This is a genomic window from Sulfuritortus calidifontis, assembly GCF_003967275.1.
In the GTDB taxonomy this organism is placed as follows: domain Bacteria; phylum Pseudomonadota; class Gammaproteobacteria; order Burkholderiales; family Thiobacillaceae; genus Sulfuritortus; species Sulfuritortus calidifontis.
Genome location: NZ_AP018721.1, coordinates 252,339 through 268,045, shown reverse-complemented (window position 1 = coordinate 268,045; position 15,707 = coordinate 252,339). Strand labels below are relative to the sequence as shown.

Annotated in this window: 14 protein-coding genes; 7 read left to right on the top strand and 7 right to left on the bottom strand. The window is 66.8% G+C overall.

Annotated features, from left to right (window positions below):
• Positions 1 to 137 precede the first annotated feature (137 nt).
• Positions 138 to 2,108, bottom strand: a complete 1,971-nt coding sequence (acs, locus tag EL388_RS01400) for an acetate--CoA ligase (RefSeq protein ID WP_126458554.1) — start codon at positions 2,106 to 2,108, stop codon at positions 138 to 140.
• Between the two features lie 86 nt (positions 2,109 to 2,194).
• On the opposite strand from acs, the gene glnE reads away from it, so the two are divergent.
• On the top strand, positions 2,195 to 4,876 hold the full coding sequence (gene glnE / locus EL388_RS01395; protein WP_126458551.1) for a bifunctional [glutamate--ammonia ligase]-adenylyl-L-tyrosine phosphorylase/[glutamate--ammonia-ligase] adenylyltransferase: 2,682 nt from the start codon (positions 2,195 to 2,197) through the stop codon (positions 4,874 to 4,876).
• Between the two features lie 397 nt (positions 4,877 to 5,273).
• Here the strand turns inward: glnE and EL388_RS01390 are convergent, their stop codons facing one another.
• The 4 genes from EL388_RS01390 to EL388_RS01375 form a co-directional block, all read right to left on the bottom strand.
• A complete protein-coding gene (locus EL388_RS01390; protein ID WP_126458548.1) occupies positions 5,274 to 6,401 on the bottom strand; it encodes an HD-GYP domain-containing protein in 1,128 nt (375 codons plus the stop codon).
• A gap of 98 nt (positions 6,402 to 6,499) precedes the next feature.
• Entirely contained in the window at positions 6,500 to 7,258 is a 759-nt protein-coding gene (locus tag EL388_RS01385) for an anti-sigma factor family protein (RefSeq protein WP_126458545.1), read from the bottom strand.
• Positions 7,255 to 7,752, bottom strand: coding sequence for an RNA polymerase sigma factor (locus tag EL388_RS01380; protein WP_126458541.1), 498 nt, complete (start codon positions 7,750 to 7,752; stop codon positions 7,255 to 7,257). Before EL388_RS01380 ends, EL388_RS01385 begins: the two co-directional genes overlap by 4 nt.
• The gene (locus EL388_RS01375) at positions 7,753 to 8,136 is read right to left on the bottom strand and encodes a COG4315 family predicted lipoprotein (protein ID WP_126458538.1); all 384 of its coding nucleotides are present in this window, start codon (positions 8,134 to 8,136) and stop codon (positions 7,753 to 7,755) included.
• Between the two features lie 165 nt (positions 8,137 to 8,301).
• On the opposite strand from EL388_RS01375, the gene EL388_RS01370 reads away from it, so the two are divergent.
• Together EL388_RS01370 and EL388_RS01365 are read left to right on the top strand one after the other, a co-directional pair.
• Complete coding sequence (locus tag EL388_RS01370; protein WP_172599374.1) at positions 8,302 to 9,222, top strand: branched-chain amino acid transaminase; 921 nt, start codon at positions 8,302 to 8,304, stop codon at positions 9,220 to 9,222.
• Positions 9,223 to 9,233: 11 nt separating this feature from the next.
• A complete protein-coding gene (locus EL388_RS01365; protein WP_126463960.1) occupies positions 9,234 to 9,437 on the top strand; it encodes a zinc-finger domain-containing protein in 204 nt (67 codons plus the stop codon).
• A 3-nt stretch (positions 9,438 to 9,440) separates the two neighbouring features.
• On the opposite strand, the gene hemN is transcribed toward EL388_RS01365, so the two are convergent.
• Entirely contained in the window at positions 9,441 to 10,811 is a 1,371-nt protein-coding gene (gene hemN, locus EL388_RS01360; RefSeq protein ID WP_126458535.1) for an oxygen-independent coproporphyrinogen III oxidase, read from the bottom strand.
• Positions 10,812 to 10,912: 101 nt separating this feature from the next.
• Between hemN and EL388_RS01355 the strand changes: the two genes are divergently transcribed.
• The 4 genes from EL388_RS01355 (at position 10,913) to EL388_RS01340 (ending at position 14,742) form a co-directional block, all read left to right on the top strand.
• Entirely contained in the window at positions 10,913 to 11,350 is a 438-nt protein-coding gene (locus tag EL388_RS01355) for a YybH family protein (protein WP_126458532.1), read from the top strand.
• 292 nt (positions 11,351 to 11,642) lie between these two features.
• Complete coding sequence (locus tag EL388_RS01350) at positions 11,643 to 13,016, top strand: phosphomannomutase/phosphoglucomutase (protein ID WP_126458529.1); 1,374 nt, start codon at positions 11,643 to 11,645, stop codon at positions 13,014 to 13,016.
• 86 nt (positions 13,017 to 13,102) lie between these two features.
• Positions 13,103 to 13,612, top strand: a complete 510-nt coding sequence (gene purE / locus EL388_RS01345; RefSeq protein WP_126458526.1) for a 5-(carboxyamino)imidazole ribonucleotide mutase — start codon at positions 13,103 to 13,105, stop codon at positions 13,610 to 13,612.
• Positions 13,612 to 14,742 (top strand): 5-(carboxyamino)imidazole ribonucleotide synthase, encoded by a 1,131-nt coding sequence (locus EL388_RS01340; RefSeq protein ID WP_126458523.1) that lies wholly within the window; start codon positions 13,612 to 13,614, stop codon positions 14,740 to 14,742. The genes purE and EL388_RS01340 overlap by 1 nt, the downstream gene beginning before the upstream one ends.
• Here the strand turns inward: EL388_RS01340 and EL388_RS01335 are convergent, their stop codons facing one another.
• Complete coding sequence (locus tag EL388_RS01335) at positions 14,743 to 15,702, bottom strand: DUF3108 domain-containing protein (protein WP_126458521.1); 960 nt, start codon at positions 15,700 to 15,702, stop codon at positions 14,743 to 14,745.
• Positions 15,703 to 15,707 lie beyond the last annotated feature (5 nt).

The following is a 15,707-nucleotide window of genomic DNA, read 5'->3' as shown; positions in this document are numbered from 1 at the left end:
CTCCTTGAGTTGCTCCAGGATCGCAGGGTTTTGGCTACGGCCGCCCGCTTGCGCGGGCTGAACGCCGACCCTACCCGGCATTCGCCTGCGCCGAAACCCTGCGAACTGTGGCGCCATCGAAAGCCCCGCCGGAACGATCACGCCACCGCCTCCTTGAGTTGCTCCAGGATCGCAGGGTTTTCTAGGGTCGAGACGTCCTGGGTGATCTCCTCGCCCTTGGCGATGGCGCGCAAGAGGCGGCGCATGATCTTGCCCGAACGGGTCTTGGGCAGGTTGTCGCCGAAGCGGATCTCGTCCGGCTTGGCGATGGGGCCGATCTCCTTGCCCACCCAGTCGCGCAGCTCGGCCACGATCTTTTTCGCCTCTTCACCGGTCGGCCGCGCGCGCTTGAGCACGACATAGGCGACCACCGCCTCGCCCTTGATCTCGTGCGGCTTGCCCACTACCGCGGCCTCGGCCACCATAGGGTTGGCCACCAGGGCCGATTCGATCTCCATGGTGCCCAGGCGATGGCCGGACACGTTCAGCACGTCGTCGATCCGGCCCATGATCCAGAAATAGCCGTCCTCGTCTCGGCGCGAGGAGTCGCCGGCCAGATAGGTCTTGCCACCCAGCTCCTCGGGGAAGTAGGTCTTCTTGAACCGCTCGGGATCGCCCCACAGGGTGCGCAGCTGCGAGGGGAAGGGCCGCTTGATCACCAGCATGCCGCCCGAACCCTGGGGCACCGGGTGGCCGGTCTCGTCGACGATCTCGGCCATGATGCCGGGCAGCGGCAGGGTGCAGGTACCGGGTTTGATCGGGGTGGCGCCGGGCAGGGGCGAGATCATGTTGGAGCCGGTCTCGGTTTGCCACCAGGTGTCGACGATGGGGCAGCGCGACTGGCCGACCACTTCGTAGTACCACATCCAGGCCTCGGGGTTGATCGGCTCGCCCACGGTGCCCAGGAGGCGCAGGCTGGAGAGGTCGTGCTGGCGGGGCAGGTCGGCGCCCAGCTTGATCAGGGAGCGGATCGCGGTCGGCGCGGTGTAGAAGGTGGTGACCTTGTGCCGGGCGATCATCTCCCAGAAGCGGGCGGCCGAGGGGTAGGTCGGCACGCCCTCGAAGATCACCTCGGTCATGCCCAGGGCGAGCGGGCCGTAGGCGACATAGGTGTGGCCGGTGATCCAGCCGACGTCGGCGGTGCACCAGTAGACGTCGGTGTCGGGCTTGGCGTCGAACACCCATTGCATGGACAGGATGGCGCCGAGCAGGTAACCGCCGGTGGCATGCTGCACGCCCTTGGGCTTGCCGGTGGAGCCCGAGGTGTAGAGGATGAACAGCGGGTCCTCGGCGTTCATCGGCACCGCCTCGCAGCTGTCGGCCTGGCCCTTGACCAGGTCGTGCCACCAGAGGTCGCGCCCAGCCTGCATCGGCACGGCGGCGCCGGAACGCCGGTAGACCACGATCTTCTGCACGTTGTCGACATCGCCCATGGCCATGGCCTCGTCCACCGCCGCCTTGAGCGGCACGGCCTTGCCGCCGCGCAGGGACTCGTCGGCGGTGACCACCACCTTGGCCCGGGCATCCTGAATGCGCTCGTGCAGGGCCTTGGCCGAGAAGCCGCCGAACACCACGGAATGGATGGCGCCGATGCGGGCGCAGGCCTGCATGGCGACCACGGCCTCCACGCTCATCGGCATGTAGATGATGACCCGGTCGCCCTTTTGCACGCCCAGGCTCTTCAGGCCGTTGGCGAACTGGCAGACCCGATGATACAGCTCCTGATAGGTGACCTTGCTCACCGTACCGTCGTCGGCCTCGAAGATCAGCGCCGTCTTGTCGGCGCGGGCCGGCAGGTGACGGTCCAGGCAGTTGTAGGAGACGTTGAGCTCGCCGTCGGCGAACCACTTGTAGAACGGCGCATTGGATTCGTCCAGCACCTGACTGAAGGGCTTACTCCAGGTGATATGCTGGCGCGCCAGCTCGGCCCAGAATCCCTCGTAGTCGGCCGCCGCCTTGGCCACCAGGGCCTGATACGCCGCCATGCCGGCGACATTGGCCTGGGCGGCGAAGGCGGCCGACGGCGGGAAGACTCGGTTTTCTTGCAAGACGGATTCGATGGTGCTCATGGACGCTTTCTCCTGCGGGTTCCGGTGTGGGCTGCCCGGGTGAATAATGTCACCCAAGTCACCCATTCTGAAAACGCCATTATTTTATGCCTATACCTTCGCCGCAAGAATCGATCGATCTCGCCAGCCGATACAGCCGCTATTTGCAGGGGCGGCTGGTGGCCAATCCCGAGCTGCGGGCAGGACTCGAGGCCCGGCTGGAGCAGCCCGTCAGCCGGGCCGAGATGGCCGCCTGGCTGGCCGAGCGGTCCTGGACCGACGAGGCCGGGCTGAAACAGGCCCTGCGCCGGCTGCGCCAGGAGGTCATGTGCCGGCTGATCGTGCGCGACCTCTCGGGCCGGGCCGACCTGGCCGAGGTGACCCGCAGCCTGACCGAGCTGGCCGAGCTGGCCGTGCAGCAGGCCGCGGACTGGCTGCACGCCGATCTGGCGGCGGTCCACGGCCAGCCGCTCGACGGCCAGGGCCAGCCCCAGCGGCTGATCGTGGTCGGCATGGGCAAGCTCGGCGGCTTTGAACTCAACGCCTCGTCCGACATCGACCTGATCTTCGTCTTCCCGGAGGACGGCGAGACCGACGGCACGCGCAAGCTGTCGAACTTCGAATTCTTCACCCGCCTGGGCAAGCGCCTGATCAACGCCATCGGCGAGCCGACCGCCGACGGCTTCGTGTTCCGGGTCGACATGCGCCTGCGGCCCTACGGCGACTCCGGGCCGCTGGTCTCCAGCTTCGCCATGCTGGAGGACTATTTCTACACCCAGGCCCGGGAATGGGAACGCTACGCCTGGATCAAGGCCCGGGCGCTGACCGGCGAGCGGATCGAGGAGCTGGAGGCCCTGCGCCTGCCTTTCGTCTTCCGCAAATACCTCGATTTCGGCGCGCTCAAGGCCATGCGCGAGCTGCACGCCCAGATCCGGCGCGAAGTGGCCAGGCGCGACATGGCCGACAACATCAAGCTCGGTCCCGGCGGCATCCGCGAGGTGGAGTTCATCGCCCAGGTCTTCCAGTTGATCCGCGGCGGCAAGCTGCCCTCGCTCCAGGCCCGCCCCACCCGCGCCATCCTGCACCAGCTGGCCGCCTTCGACCTGATGCCCGAGGCGATCACCACCGAGTTGGAGACGGCCTATGTCTTCCTGCGCAATCTGGAACACCGCCTGCAATACCGGGACGACGCCCAGACCCAGACCCTGCCCCACAGCCCGGAAGAGCAGGCCCTGCTGGCCCAGGCCATGGGCTTCGCCGACTACGGCGAATTCCTGAAACGGCTCGATTCTTTGCGGCGCCGGGTCAGCGGCCAGTTCGAGCAGGTCTTCGGTGCGCCCCAGGAGGACCAGTCCAGCCACCCCCTGGCCGGGCTGTGCGAGCTGCCCGAGGCGGCGGCCGAGGCCATGCTCGCAGAGTTGGGCTACCGCGAACCCAAGGCCGCCCTCGATCAGCTGCTCGCCTTTCGCCGCAGCCAGCGTTACCTGCAACTGCCGGCCGACAGCAAGACCGCGCTCGACGGCCTGCTGCCGCCCCTGATCGAGCTGGCCGGCCATTTCCCCAACGCCGAGACGACCCTCGCCCGCATCCTGGCCCTGCTCGAGGCGATCGGCCGTCGTGCGCCCTATCTGGCCCTGCTGCGCGAATATCCCCAGACCCTGAACCAGCTGGCCAAGATGCTCAGCGCCAGCCCGTGGGCCGCGCAGTACCTCAGCCGCCAGCCGCATCTTCTGGACGAACTGCTCGACGCCCGCGCCCTGTTCGCCGCGCCCGACTGGGCGCAGAAGCGGGCCGAGCTGCACCAGCGCCTGGCGGGCTTCGCCGGCGATGTCGAGCGCCAGATGGACGAGCTGCGCCACTTCAAGCAGGCCGAGACCTTCCGCCTGCTGGCCCAGGACCTGGCCGGACTGTGGACCATCGAGAAGCTGTCCGACCACCTGGCCGATCTGGCCGACCTGATCCTGGCCGAGACCCTGGACCTGGTCTGGGCCGGACTGCCCGGCAGGCACCGCGCGCAGCCCGCCTTCGCGGTGATCGCCTACGGCAAGCTGGGCGGCAAGGAGATGGGCTACGCCTCCGATCTCGACCTGGTCTTCCTCTACGACGATGCCCATCCCGATGCCCAGGAGATCTATGCCAAGCTGGCCAAGCGCCTGAACACCTGGCTCTCCACCCTGACCCCGGCCGGCCATCTGTACGAGACCGACCTCAGGCTGCGGCCGGACGGCGCCGCCGGCCTGCTGGTCAGTTCGACCGCGGCCTTCGAGGACTACCAGAAGAACCAGGCCTGGACCTGGGAGCACCAGGCGCTGACCCGCGCCCGCCCTGTCTGCGGCGATGCCGAGGTCGGCCGCCAGTTCGCCGCGATCCGCCAGGCCGTGCTCTGCCAGACACGCGACCGGGCCAGGCTGAAGGCCGAGGTGTTGGAGATGCGGCAGAAGATGCACGAGGGTCACCCCAACCCGAGCGGGCTGTTCGACCTCAAACACGACGCCGGCGGCTTGGTCGATCTGGAGTTCGCCGTACAGTTCCTGATCCTGGCCGAGGCCGCCGCCCACCCGGAGATGACCGCCAATATCGGCAACATCGCCCTGCTCAAGCGCGCCAGCGAGCTCGGCCTGCTGCCGGGCGAAATCGCCCTGCCGGCGGCCGATGCCTATCGCGAACTGCGCCGCCTGCAGCATGCGGTGAAGCTGCAGGGCGAGGACTATGCCCGGGTGGCGCCGGCGCTGGCGGCCGAGCCGGCGGCGGCGGTGAAACGATTGTGGCAGGCGGCGTTCGAGGCGTGACACCTTTACAGGCCGTTGAAAAACGTAGCGAGGATGGCCAGATGCAAGGCGATTGGGGCGCAGCGACCGAGAAAACGAACGAAGTGAATTTCGGCGCAGCCACATATCAAGCAGATAGGCGAGGGAGCGAAAACGAAGTTTCGGCGAAGCCAAAACGCAGTTTTGGCGCAGGCTAAGATCGGCGTAGCCGATGTTAAGCGAAGCGGCCGAAGCCAACACCGCGCAACGCCGCAGATGGCCCACCGCAGTAGTTTTTCAACGGCCTGTTAAACGGCAATGTGTCCTGTGTCCCCTCCCCTTTATGCCCATCAGGGTGCATTTATGGGGGAGGAAGGGAGGGGAAGGCATTCTCCCCACCCCAGCTCTCCCCGCCAGCGGGGAGGGAGCGCGGCCTGGCTCAGGCGCCGAGCGGGTCTTCGCTGAACCGCCGCTGGATTTCCTCCACCTCGGCGCGGTTGGCGATCAGGGCCTCGACGCAATCCGGATCGAGCTTGGCCCCGCTCAGCTGCCTGAGCAGGGCGAAGGCCTCGTCGTTGCTCCAGGCCGCCTTGTAGGGCCGGCGGCTGGTCAGGGCATCGAACACGTCGGCCACGGCGACGATGCGCGCCTCGATCGGAATCTCGTCGCCCTTGCGGCCATGGGGATAGCCGCTGCCGTCGTAGGCCTCGTGGTGCAGTTCGGCGATGTTGCGCAGGACATCGATGTGCGGCTGCTGACCCAGGTCGAAATTGCCCAGCATGGCGTCGATCAGCTCACGGCCGTGGGCGGCGTGCTGCTTCATCGCCTCGTATTCCTCTTCGGTCAGCTTGCCGGCCTTGAGCAGGATGCCGTCCGGGATGCCGATCTTGCCCACGTCGTGCAGGGGCGAGAAGACGAAGATGTGCTCGATCTGCTCGTCGTTCAGGCCGTACCGATCGGCCAGGCTGCGGGCGATCAGCCGGGCATAGCGGGACATCCGGTCGAGGTGGGAGCCGGTCTCGGAGTCGCGCGCGTGCATCATGTCGCGCGCGGTCTTGACCGAGGCGAGCAGGGTGCGCAGGGCGCTCAGGTCCTGGATGATGGTGAGCGAGATCAGGTGACCGAAGGGGTCGATCTGGTGCAAGGCCTCCTCGGTGAAGACGTCCTTCTCGAAGGAGTTGAAAAAGACGAAACCGAAGAACTCGCCCCGGCTGTACATGGGCATGGTATAGCTGGCGCGGTAGCCGGCGGCGTCGATCTTTCGGGCATGGTCGTGCTGGCTGAAGCGGAAGATGGCCAGGTCGTTCACCACCCGCGGCCGCTTGGCCTCGACGATCTCGAGCAGCGAGGGCGACTCCGCCAACTTGGCCTGGTAATGGGCCAGCGGCGTGTCCGGTCCGCTGCTGATGAAGGTCTTGAGCAGGTCGGTCTTGGGGTCGTGGATGGCGCAGGCGATGCGGTCGAGAAAGGGGAAGCGCTCCCTCAGCATCTGGTGCAGATAGCCCAGCTTCTCGATCAGGTCGGCATTGGAATCCAGCCGTTCCAACGCATCTTGATGGTCGAACATCCCTGGCATCGCGATCGCCCGGCGCAAGCCGGCTTATTGTTTTGAACAGCGCCGAATGTGACCAAAAGCCGCCGACCTGTCAAACCGCAGGCATGGCTCTACTGGCCGATCTGGTGATAGGCGGCATCAGCCAGCCGGCCCATCTCGGCCTTGTCGATGACACCGGACAGGGCGTAACCCAGGTCGCGGTCGACCCAGTAGAAGACCTCGACCCCATCCTCGCGGGCGTGGCGAAAGCCGGTCTCCGCCTGCCCGGCGCCGTCGCGCCGGACATAAAGCGTGACCCGACGGGCCTGTGGATCCTGGTACATGAACTGCGCCACCGGCCCGCCCTGGCCCGCGAGCAGACGCCCGCCCAGCAGCTCGAAGCCCTGGGCGCGGAAATCGGGGGCATGCAGCTCATGGCCCAGACGCTTGGACAGCCAGCTCACCAGGTGGTCGGCATGCCGCGCCTCGACCTCGACCGGGTGCCGCTGCTCCGGGCTGAACACGACATGGGCCAGGGCGGCATCGCGCGGCAGCGCCGCGTACTGCATGTTGGCAGGTTGAGTTGAGACGCCGATGCCGTAGCCGATCAGGCCGGTAAAGCTCAGGGCCGCCACCGTCGCTGCGACACGCCAGGCCGGCCGCGCATGGCGACGGCCCGGGTTGGCCGCGCGCACCAGCTCGAGCGGCAGCGGCTCGTTCAGCACCGCATCGAAGGCCTCGTGCAGGCTGCGGTTCTGCGCCTGCCAGGCCCGCACCCGCGCCTCGTCCTCGGGGTGCACAGCCAGCCAGGCCTCGACCTCGACCCGGCGCTCGTCCGGCAGCCGGCCATCGACATAGGCGTGCAGCTCGTCTTCCCTGATCTCGCTCATTTCACCACCTGCAACTTCACAACGGTTTGGCCTTCCATGATTTCCCGCAAACGTTCACGCGCCCGCGACAAGCGGGACATCACCGTGCCGAGCGGCAGGCCCAGCACCCGCGCCGCATCGGCGTAACTGAATTGTTCCAAGCCGACCAGCAGGATCACCTCGCGCTGCTCGGTCGACAAGCGGCCCAAGGCGGCATGGATGTCGCGCACGGCAAGGGCCTCGACCTGGCCGCCGCTGACCGGGACATCGGCGGCCTCGTCCAGTTCGCAATGGACCTGGCCGTTGGCGCGCAGCTGGTTGATGAAGAGATTGTGCATCAGGGTGAACAGCCAGGCGCGCAGGTCGCTGCCCGGCCGCCAGAGATCGAGCTTGACCAGCGCCCGCTCCAGGGTGTCCTGGACCAAATCGTCGGCGCGAGCGGCGTCCCCCGCCAACGCCCGGGCATAGCGGCGCAGTCGGGGGATGTGCTGGATCAGCTCGTTCTGCCGGTTCACTCAGGGCTTCGCCACATGCCAGACGTTGTTGACGCCATCGCCGGTCATGTCGCCTGGCTTCTGGTCCTTGATCCAAAGGTACAACGGCTTGCCCTTGTAGGCCCACTGCCGGTCGGCATCGTCGCGCACGATGACCTGGTAGTCGCCGACCTCCTTGTCGAAGGCGCCGGCCTTCAAGGGCGGCCATTTCACCGCGCAGTCGCCGTTGCAGACGCTCTTGCCGGCGCCGGCCGGGTCCTTGTCGAAGGTGTACAGCGTCATGCCGGCCGCATTGGTCAGCACGCCGCCCATGACCTTGGCCGGGGTGTGGTGATCGGCATGGGCACTACCGGCCAGCAGGGCCAGACCGAGGCCGGTGGCCAGAAGGGAATGAGTCAGTCGCATAAAACCTCCTAGATTGAATGGGTGATTCGATCGCAAGTTGGCTTGCATGGGGTAAACACCCCCAGTCCCCGGTTTATTCCCGACCCTGAAAATGCGCCCCGTTCGGCGCCGCGGTCGAATACGGTAAAATGCCGTTTTTCGCCGTATTTCTAGGAGTTTTGCATCATGTCCATGGCCGACCGCGACGGTTTCATCTGGTACGACGGCAAGTTGGTGCCCTGGCGCGAGGCCACCACCCATGTCTTGACCCACACTCTGCACTACGGCATGGGGGTGTTCGAAGGCGTACGCGCGTACAAGACCGATAAGGGCCCGGCCATCTTCCGCCTGCAGGACCACACCGACCGCCTGTTTCGCTCGGCCCACATCCTGGGCATGAAGATGCCCTTCGACAAGGAGACCCTGAACGCCGCGCAGAAGGAAGTGGTGCGGGTGAACCAGCTGGAGTCCGGCTACCTGCGGCCGATGGCCTTCTACGGCGCCGAGGCCATGGGCATCTCGGCCAAGACCCTGTCCACCCACGTCATCGTCGCGGCCTGGCCCTGGGGCGCCTATCTCGGCCAGGAGGCTTTGGAGAAGGGCATCCGGGTCAAGACCTCGTCCTTCTCCCGGCACCACGTCAACATCACCATGTGCAAGGCCAAGGCCAACGGCAACTACATGAACTCCATCCTGGCCCACCGCGAGGCCGAGCACGACGGCTACGACGAGGCCCTGCTGCTCGATGTCGACGGCTTCGTGGCCGAGGGCTCGGGCGAGAACATCTTCATCGTGCGCCGCGGCAAGCTCTACACGCCCGATCTCACCTCCGCCCTGGAAGGCATCACGCGCGACACCATCATCCAGCTCGCCGGCGAGCTGGGCATCCCGGTGATCGAGAAGCGCATCACCCGCGACGAGGTCTACTCCGCCGACGAGGCCTTCTTCACCGGCACCGCAGCCGAGGTCACCCCGATCCGCGAGCTGGACAACCGCAGCATCGGCGCGGGCACGCGCGGGCCGATCACGACCCAACTGCAGGCGATGTATTTCGACTGCGTGCAGGGCCGCTCGGCCAAGCACGCCGATTGGCTGTCCCACGTCTGAAAGGACCGGCTATGAGCCAGACCCTGCACACTGCGCGTGTTGTCGAAGTCACCGAGAAGGACCTGCCGCTGCATTGCCCGCTGCCGGCGGAGACGGTATGGAACGCCCACCCCCGGGTGTTCCTGCCGGTCGAGCAGACGGGCGAGGCCCGCTGCCCGTATTGCGGCACGCTGTACCGGCTCAAGGGCGGCCCGGTCGTCGGCCACCACCACTGAACCTTACACGGTTCGGGAGTAACGCGGCTTCTCGGTGTCCGCCTGCCTGAGGTAGGCGTCGAAGCACATGGCGATGTTGCGCAGGAACAGCCGGCCCTTGTCGGTCACGGCGATCCGGCCCGACTCCAGCCGCACCAGGCCGTCGGCCTGGATCGGCTCCAGGTCGGCCAGGGCATCGGCGAAGTAATCGCCGAAGTTCACCCCCCAGCGCTTTTCGAATTCCGCCTGGTCCAGCTCCAGGTCACACATGACCTTGGTAATGGCGTCGCGCCGGATCTGGTCGTCGCGCGACAGGCGCAGGCCGCGCTCGACCGCCAGACCGGTGGCCTGCACCTTGGCCTGGTAGGCCTTCACGTTCTTCTCGTTCTGCAAATAGACCTCCGGCGTCTGGCTGATGGCCGAGGCCCCGAAGGCGTAGATGTCGCAGTGCTTGTGGGTGGTATAGCCCTGGAAGTTGCGCCACAGGGTCTTGCTGACCTGCGCCTTGACCATCTCGTCGGTCGGCTTGGCGAAGTGGTCGAGACCGATGTTGACGTAGCCAGCGGCGCCCAGCCGGTCGTAGATCAGTTGCTGCAGTTGCAGCCGGGTGGCGAAGTTGGGCAGCGCGGTCTCGTCGATCAGCTTCTGGTGCTTCTTCAGCCAAGGGACGTGGGCATAGGAGAACACCGCCAGGCGGTCGGGTGACCAGATGAGCACCTGGTCCAGGGTCTTGCCGAAGCTTTCCACGGTCTGGTGTGGCAGGCCGACGATCAGGTCCATGTTGATGCTGCCGAAGCCGTATTCGCGGGCCCAGGCATAGACCTGGTCGATCAGCGCCGCCGGCTGGATGCGGTTGACCGCCTTCTGTACCCGCGCGTCGAGATCCTGCACGCCCATGGACAGGCGGTTGAAGCCGACCTCGCGCAGGGCGGCGAAATGCTCCGGCGTCAGCTCGCGCGGATCGACCTCGCAGCCCATCTCGGCGCCGTCGGCGATCTTGAACTGCTGGCGGATGGCTTGGCCCAGGCGCCGGATCTCGGCCGGCTTGAGATAGGTCGGCGTGCCGCCGCCCCAATGCAACTGCTCGACCTGGCGGGCGGGATCGGCCATGGCCGCCACCGTGGCCATCTCCTTCTCCAGGTAATCGAGGTAGGACGTCGCCTTGGCGTAATCGCCGGTCGCCACCATGTTGCAACCACAGTAGTAGCAAAGCGTGTCGCAGAAGGGGATGTGGAAGTAGAGCGACAGGCCGCGGCTCGGATCCTGCGAGGCCGCCAACTCGGCACGCCAGTCCTGCTCGGTGAAGCCGGGGTGGAAGTAGGGGGCCGTCGGATAGGAGGTGTATCGCGGCCCCGGCTTGCTGTATTTTTCCAGCAGGGCAGTAAGATCGGACATGATGACTCGCAGTGCCCCGTCACCGTCGGCGACAGGAAAGGATCCGTTTCCGGAGAGGTAAGTCAGGATTTTATGAGGGCGTTCGCCAGAAAAGCAAGACGATGAAGACCGCCGCATTACCCCGCTTCGACACCCCCGAGGCCGCGGAGGCCGCCTTCTACGCGGCTTTCGAGCAGGCCGATCTCGTCGGCATGATGCAGGTATGGGATAACGCACCGGACATCGCGTGTATCCATCCCATGGGCAAGGTTATTACCGGCCTGGCCGAGGTCGGTCGCAGCTGGCAGGAAGTGTTTGCCAGCGAGTTACGACTGCGCTTCACCCGCGAACCGGTGCAATTGAGCGAATCGGGCGACTTGGCCGTGAGCGTGCTCTACGAGCACATCCAGGTCGGCAGCGAGGACAAGCCACGGCCGCCCATGCTGGCGACCAACGTCTACCGCCGCGGCGATCGCGGCTGGCGCCTGATCCTGCACCACGCCTCGCCCGCCGTGGTGGCTGTGGCGGAAGCACCACGGGCCAACCCATTTCTGCACTAGGTTTCGCCCTAAGAGCCTGTCTCATAGCCGAGCCTTCGGCTATGGTGTAGATTCTTAAAAAGACATCGAAGTAGTCTGATTGGACTATTCAAGAATGCGGTTGATTACTGATCTTCCCGTCCTAAATTTGATATCATGTTCATGACGGTTTAACGAACCTCCCTGACCGCCGCAATGGCGGTTTTTCCAGCGGCATCGGGCAACCGATGCCGCTTTTTTTCGTCCTGAGGTTTCCCCCGGCTTTTGTTCTCGGCGCTCGCGCTACAATCCTCCCATCCACAGGGAGAACAGCATGTCCTTACCCAGCGCATCCATCTTCAAGGCCTATGACATCCGCGGCATCGTCGACCAGACGCTGACCGAGGACGCTGTCGAGCAGATCGGCCGCGCCATCGGCTCCGAGGCCGCGGCCCGCAAGCAGACCGCCATCGTCATCGGCCGCGACGGCCGCCTGTCCGGCCCGCGCCTGGCCGCCGCCCTGGCCCGCGGCATCCAGGCCGCCGGCATCGACGTGATCGACGTCGGCATGGTCGCCACGCCGATGACCTATTTTGCCGCTTACCACCTCGGCACCAACTCCGCGGTCATGGTCACCGGCAGCCACAACCCGCCGGACTACAACGGCCTGAAGATGGTGCTGGGCGGCGAGACCCTGTCGGGCGAGAGCATCCAGGCCCTGCGCCGGCGCTTGGAGCAGGGCGACCTCGCCTCGGGCAGCGGCGGCTACCGTCAGCAGGACATCGCGCAGGCCTACATCGAGCGCATCGTCGGCGACGTGAAACTCGCCCGGCCGATGCGGATCATCGTCGACTGCGGCAACGGCGTGCCCGGCGCCTTCGCGCCCGCGCTCTACCGCGGCCTGGGCTGCGAGGTGGAGGAACTGTTCTGCGAGGTCGACGGCAACTTCCCCAACCACCACCCCGACCCCTCGGTGCCGAAGAACCTGGAGGATCTGATCGCGCATCTCAAAACCGGCGATGCCGAGATCGGCCTGGCCTTCGACGGCGATGGCGATCGCCTGGGCGTGGTGACCAAGGACGGCCACATCATCTATCCCGACCGCCAGCTCATGCTGTTCGCCGACGACGTGCTGTCGCGCAACCCCGGCGCCCAGATCATTTTCGACGTGAAATCCACCCGCAAGCTCTATCCCTGGATCGAGCAGCGCGGCGGCAAGCCGGTGCTGTGGAAGACCGGCCACTCCTTCATCAAGGCCAAGATGAAGGAAAGCGGCGCCCTGCTCGCCGGCGAGATGAGCGGCCACGTGTTCTTCAAGGAGCGCTGGTACGGCTTCGACGACGGTCTTTATGCCGGCGCCCGCCTGCTCGAATACCTGTCGCGCCAGGCCGACATCGATGCCACCCTGCACGGCCTGCCCGACACGGTGAACACGCCGGAGCTGCAGATCAAGATGCAGGAGGGCGAACCCCACGCCCTGATCGAGCAGCTGCAAAAAAGCGCGAAGTTCGAGGGCGCCAACGTCATCACCATCGACGGCCTGCGCGTGGAATACCCCGACGGCTTCGGCCTGATGCGCGCCTCCAACACCACACCGGTGATCGTGCTGCGCTTCGAGGCCGACAGCGAAGCGGCGATCGCCCGCATCCAGGCGGCCTTCCGCCAGGTCCTGCTGGCCGCCCGGCCCGACCTCGAGCTGCCCTTCTGACCAGACCGCCCCGTCCCGCTTTTTGATGCGGCCGGGCGGGGCCGGTATCATTACGCCTTTGCCAACGGCTTTTTCGCGAGCCCGCCATGTCCAAATCGTCCTCGGCGTCCCAGCCTCTCGTCGGCCTGATCATGGGCAGCACCAGCGACTGGGACACCCTGCGCCACGCCGCCGACCTGCTCCGGCAATTCGGCATCCCGTTCGAGCAGCGCGTGGTCTCGGCCCACCGCACCCCGGACCTCTTGTTCGACTACGCCGGCACGGCGGCCGAACGGGGCTTGAAATGCATCATCGCCGGGGCCGGCGGTGCCGCCCACCTGCCGGGCATGGTCGCGGCCAAGACCCACCTGCCGGTGCTCGGCGTGCCGGTGATGTCGAAGGCCTTGAAAGGCATGGACTCGCTGCTTTCCATCGTGCAGATGCCCAAGGGCATTCCGGTCGCCACCTTCGCCATCGGCGAGGCCGGCGCCGCCAACGCCGCGCTGTTCGCCGCCGCGCTGCTGGCCAACGAGGACGCCGGCATCCGCGACAAGCTCACCGCCTTCCGCAAGAGCCAGACCGAGACCGTGCTGGCGATGCAACTGCCGGAGGCCTGATGCTGCTACCCGGTGCCACCTTGGGCGTGCTCGGCGGCGGCCAGCTCGGCCGCATGTTCGCCATCGCCGCCCGCACCATGGGCTATCGGGTGGTGGTGCTCGACCCCGATTTCACCAGCCCGGCCGGCCAGATGGCCGACGAGCATCTGTGCGCCGACTACCGCGACCCGAATGCCTTGCAGCGCATGGCCGAGACCTGCGACGCGGTGACCACCGAGTGGGAGAACGTGCCGGCCGAGAGCCTGGCGTTCTTGAGCGCGCGCTGCCCGGTCGCGCCCTCCCCCGACTGCCTGGCCGTGGCCCAGGACCGCCTCTCGGAGAAAACCCGCGCGCGCGAATTCGGCTGCGAAACCGCGCCCTTCGCCAACATCGAAGACAGTGGCGACCTGGTCCACGCCTGGTCGGTGATCGGCGCCCCCGCCCTGCTCAAGACCCGCCGCCTGGGCTACGACGGCAAGGGTCAGGTGCGGGTGAACAGCCTGGACGAACTGGTCGCTGCGCATGAACAGCTGGGCTCGGTACCCTGCCTGCTCGAAGGCTTCCTGCCGCTGGAGCGCGAGGTCTCGGTGGTGCTGGCACGCAATGCCCAGGGCGAGATCGCCGTCTTCCCGGTGGCGGAGAACCAGCACCGCAACGGCATCCTCGACATCAGCATCGTGCCCGCCCGGGTGCCCGAGGCCGTCGCCGCCAAGGCGCGCGACATGGCGAGCCGAATCGCCCATGGCTTGAATTACGTCGGCGTGCTGGCCGTGGAGTTCTTCGTCCTCAAGGACGGCCGCATCGTGTTCAACGAGATGGCGCCGCGCCCGCACAACAGCGGCCACTACACCCTGGATGCCACGGTCTGCGACCAGTTCCAGCAGCAGGTGCGCGCCCTGGCCGGCCTGCCGCTGGGCGATACCCGCCTGCTGTCGCCGGTGGTCATGGTCAACCTGTTGGGCGATGTCTGGACCCACGGCCCGCGCTGGCTGGAACTGCTCAAGCACCCGGGCATACACCTGCATCTCTATGGCAAGGCCGAGGCCCGGCCGGGCCGCAAGATGGGCCACTACAACTGCCTGGCCCCGACGGTGGAAGCGGCGCTGGAACTGGCCATGAGCACCCGCGCCGCCATCGGCATTACCGACTAATCACTCGATCGCCTCGGCCAGCAGCACGCCGGTGCGGCCCTTGTTGTCGACCAGGGTCATCTTCACCGGCAGCTGTGGCGGCTGCGCCCGCAGCCACAACTCCATGTCGTCCTCCTCGCCACCTTGGCCGATGCGCAGGTGGATGGCCTCGATCTCGCCCAGCGGCAGCCGGATCAGCTCGCGGCCCAGTTCCTGATAGCGATATTCCTTGGCCCGCTTTCCGTTGACCACCACCACCGTGCCGGACGCCGGTCGGGCAAACAAGGCCAGCTGATAGACCACGCTCAGGTAGTCCTGCGCCCCCGCCGCGACCGGCAGCGCACCGTAGGGCCCACCCAGGCGGACCGAGGCGCGGCCCCAGTCGAAGGCGGCGGTATAGCTCTTCTTGCCCCGCTGCATCCAATAGCTCTCCGGCCGCAGGCCCTCGGCGGCGATGCGGCCGTTGCTGGTCTGGCTGAGCAGGCCGGAATAGAACAGGGCGAACAGCCCGGTCGCCCGGGCGACGCCGACCAGCGAGTACTGCTCGCCGCTGCGGCGCCAGACGTGATCGAGCTGGCCCAGGGTCAGGCCGCCCTCGTTGCCCTGGACGATATAACGGATGCGAAAGGCCTCGGGCAGGGCGGCCGCTGGGGTGGCGGGTGTATCGGCGACTTGGACGACGGGGGCGGCTTCGTCCGAGGACGCCGGCTCGGCGACAGGCTCTGCGGCAACCGGCAGCGGCTCGCTGGCCGGCATGGGCGATGTCGGCGGGCGCCTCGCGGACTTAGGCTTGACCGCCGGCTTCGGTGGAACAGGCTTGAGGGCCGGCCCCATCAACCGCGCCTCGATCGGCGGCGGCTCGGCCTCGATCTCGGCGAACCCCGGCAGGCTGATGCCGCCGGCGATCCAGACATGCAGAAGCAGGGAAACGGCCAGGGCGGCCAGCAGGCGGCGGGAGGGCGACTGGCTCAGCACGCCCATCCGGT

Bases quoted from the DNA above. Each gene is read 5' to 3' on its own strand.
- acs (WP_126458554.1), bottom strand. From the start codon at position 2,108: ATGAGCACCATCGAATCCGTCTTGCAAGAAAACCGAGTCTTCCCGCCG.
- glnE (WP_126458551.1), top strand. From the start codon at position 2,195: ATGCCTATACCTTCGCCGCAAGAATCGATCGATCTCGCCAGCCGATAC.
- EL388_RS01390 (WP_126458548.1), bottom strand. From the start codon at position 6,401: ATGTTCGACCATCAAGATGCGTTGGAACGGCTGGATTCCAATGCCGAC.
- EL388_RS01385 (WP_126458545.1), bottom strand. From the start codon at position 7,258: ATGAGCGAGATCAGGGAAGACGAGCTGCACGCCTATGTCGATGGCCGG.
- EL388_RS01375 (WP_126458538.1), bottom strand. From the start codon at position 8,136: ATGCGACTGACTCATTCCCTTCTGGCCACCGGCCTCGGTCTGGCCCTG.
- EL388_RS01370 (WP_172599374.1), top strand. From the start codon at position 8,302: ATGTCCATGGCCGACCGCGACGGTTTCATCTGGTACGACGGCAAGTTG.
- EL388_RS01365 (WP_126463960.1), top strand. From the start codon at position 9,234: ATGAGCCAGACCCTGCACACTGCGCGTGTTGTCGAAGTCACCGAGAAG.
- hemN (WP_126458535.1), bottom strand. From the start codon at position 10,811: ATGTCCGATCTTACTGCCCTGCTGGAAAAATACAGCAAGCCGGGGCCG.
- EL388_RS01355 (WP_126458532.1), top strand. From the start codon at position 10,913: ATGAAGACCGCCGCATTACCCCGCTTCGACACCCCCGAGGCCGCGGAG.
- EL388_RS01350 (WP_126458529.1), top strand. From the start codon at position 11,643: ATGTCCTTACCCAGCGCATCCATCTTCAAGGCCTATGACATCCGCGGC.
- purE (WP_126458526.1), top strand. From the start codon at position 13,103: ATGTCCAAATCGTCCTCGGCGTCCCAGCCTCTCGTCGGCCTGATCATG.
- EL388_RS01340 (WP_126458523.1), top strand. From the start codon at position 13,612: ATGCTGCTACCCGGTGCCACCTTGGGCGTGCTCGGCGGCGGCCAGCTC.
- EL388_RS01335 (WP_126458521.1), bottom strand. From the start codon at position 15,702: ATGGGCGTGCTGAGCCAGTCGCCCTCCCGCCGCCTGCTGGCCGCCCTG.